2 protein-coding genes are annotated in these 2,835 nt (G+C 53.8%); one reads left to right on the top strand and one right to left on the bottom strand.

Annotated features, from left to right (window positions below; all coding sequences use genetic code 11):
* A partial coding sequence (locus C5S62_RS00150; protein WP_190311528.1) for a discoidin domain-containing protein occupies nt 1-1,219 on the top strand: 1,219 nt, incomplete at its 5' end.
* Nucleotides 1,220-1,707: 488 nt separating this feature from the next.
* On the opposite strand, the gene C5S62_RS00145 is transcribed toward C5S62_RS00150, so the two are convergent.
* Nucleotides 1,708-2,835, bottom strand: a 1,128-nt coding sequence (locus C5S62_RS00145) for an OmpA family protein (RefSeq protein ID WP_104403552.1), incomplete at its 5' end; no start/stop codon positions are given.

The raw sequence follows: 2,835 nt of genomic DNA, 5'->3' as shown, positions 1-2,835 counted from the left end.
GATCTACACCATCTACCCCGACGGCTCCATCGAACTCCAGAGCGCCATATCGGCCAGCAAATCCTCAGTAGTGTTGCCGCGCATCGGCTACGCCATGCAGCTTCCGGCCGAACTGAACGCCTTCCACTACTACGGCCGCGGCCCCGTGAACAACTACAACGACCGCAAGACGGGTCAGTTCATCGAACTGCACAGCGGCAACGTAGCCACTCAGGACATCATGCTGCCCAAACCTCAGGCCATGGGTAACCGCGAGGAAGTGCGCTGGTGCGCCCTCACCAACCGGAGCGGCCACGGCGTAGTATTCATCGCCGACAGTGTCATGTCAGCCTCTGCCCTCCCCTGGAGCCAGCAGGAACTTACCGTAGCGGCACATCCTTATCAGTTGCCCCAAAGCACGGGAACGCACCTCCACCTCGATGCCAAAGTGACAGGCCTCGGAGGCGCCAGCTGCGGACAAGGCGGCCCTCTCCGCCCCGACCGCACGATGAGCACCAACTACAACTTCGGCTTCATCATCCGTCCGGTCAACATCGGCCGCGCCATGCCCGCCATCATCAACGAGGCGGCACACGTATCGCCCTCAGGCGAGCAGCCCATCAGCTTCTCACACAGCCGTACAGGCGTAGTAACCCTCAGCACGCCGGCCAAAAACCGCACTATCATGTACAGCCTGAACGGTTCCAAGAAAGCACAGCCCTACACTGCGCCCATCGACCTGCGCATGGGAGGAACCATCGTGGCTTGGTACAAAGACAATGCTGAGCTGAAGCTGAAAAAGACTTACGACAAAATAGAGAGCGTACCTCTTGAAGTTGTGTTCGCCTCCAGCGAAGAACCTGGCGAAGGTTATGCCACCCACCTGACGGATGGCGACACCGGCACCAAGTGGCACACGATGTACAGTATCACACTGGCCAAATATCCACACTGGATTGACTTTGACGCAGCCGAAACCAAAACAATGAAAGGTTTCGTCTACACACCGCGTCAGGACGGTCCCAACGGTCGCGTGAAGGACTACGAAATCTATGTCAGTCAGGACGGCAAGACATGGGGCACTCCTATAGCCAAAGGCAGTTTCAAGAACTCCGAAGCCGACCAGCGCGTCATGTTCAAGAAGCCCGTCAAGGCCCGCTACATCCGCTTCAACGCCCTCAGCGAACAGAACGGCAACGACTTTGCCTCAGGAGCAGAGTTCTCTCTCATAGCCGAATAAACGATTGCCGTTGGCTCCGGAGCCTCAGCCGCATCGGGGTTCGGAGCCAACCTTTCCTCAGACAAACGGCCGGCGTACTCAACACAACCGACCACCGGCCGGAAAATCAAAATTAGTGTAACCGCCAAGCGGGCAGCCTTTATATTGGAGGCTGCCCGCTTGGCGGTCTTATCACTGACAACTGCCAGCCCTGAACAGGGAGGCTCATCGGAAAACCACCTTATTATCGTAAAAAATCCTGATATCGGATTTCAAAATCCCCGTATCACAAACCAAAATCCATACCGGACTTTTCAAAAGACTTTGACAACTTCAATGACTTATCATTCCACTTTCCATTTTAAAAAACGATAGCAGGACAAAACAAGCTATTCCGAAATCAAACGTCAGCAAAAGACAAAATCCGAAAAAACTCCCGCCGGATTCAGCATTACGGAAACCGGCGGGAGGCTTTATTTGTCATTGCCGAAAGCGGGCAATAGATTTTCTTATTCGGCGGCTACAGAAATAACAACGCGGTTGTCGTCGTTGTTCTTGAACGGCTGAACGGAGTCACCCTTGAAGCCTGTGGTCAGACGAGAGGCTTTGATACCGTATTTCTGCACAAGGACATCGGCCACGGCCTTCATGCGCTTTTCAGAGATCGTACGGTTAATCTGTGCGTTGCCCGTGCCGGCATCGGCATATCCCACGAGGTCAGCCTTGGCTTCGGGATGGCTATTGAGCCAGTCGGCCAATTTCTTCACCTTAGGTTCTTCAGAACTGCGTATTACAGCACTGTTGATGGCAAAGAATACGTCGATGCGGATCTTCTCAGGCTGCTTCACTTCTTTCTTTTCCTCTACTACAACGGGCTTCTCCTCCACTACAGCAGGCTTGGGGGCGGGAGCCGGCTGTTCCTTCACGGGAGCGGGAGCAACGGGAACGGGAGCGGCTTTGTGCTTCTTGAAACCGAACTTATAGGTGAGGCCCACCATACCCGTCAGCTGCCAATCGCCGCGGCCGTTGGCCTTCGAGTTGAAACGGTCGTGCAGGTTGTTGGCATCCACTTCAAGATTCACAGCAAAATGCTTGGCAAAGGCATACTCCAGTTGAAGGCCGGCACGGAAGTTGTGCACCAGGCGGTCGTCTTCCCAGGCCATATTCTCCTTCACCAGCCCGCTGTTACGCAAAGCGTTGAGATCATCGTTATCCCAGGCGTAAGAAAGTCCCACACCTCCGATAAGATAAACGTTGAGCGGGGTATGACACTTCGAAGGCATCACAATTTTGGAAAGGTTGAGCATCAGGTCGAGGTTAGAGGTGACATAGTTATACTCATACGTCTTACCCACTGACTTGAAACCGCCCTTGTTTTTCCAGCCGCTCACATTGAGGCGCGTACCCACCACGGGTGAGAAGAAGTGACCCACGGAAAAAGCTCCTACAGGGGTAATGAGCTTACTCGCCTTATAGTTCGTAAACGTAACCTGACCACCGCCCTGCAGGCCTATAAATGTATAAGGTGCAGGTTTGTAGTCCTTCGTGCACGTGTGTTGCGCCGTGGCAACCGACGTTGTACCCAGCATCAGCAGAGTTGCAACCAAAGTCTTAAAATTAGGCATAATGTAATTAAT

Source organism: Prevotella sp. MGM2 (assembly GCF_002933955.1).
Taxonomy (GTDB): Bacteria; Bacteroidota; Bacteroidia; order Bacteroidales; family Bacteroidaceae; genus Alloprevotella.
This window is presented reverse-complemented; position numbering and strand designations above follow the sequence as displayed.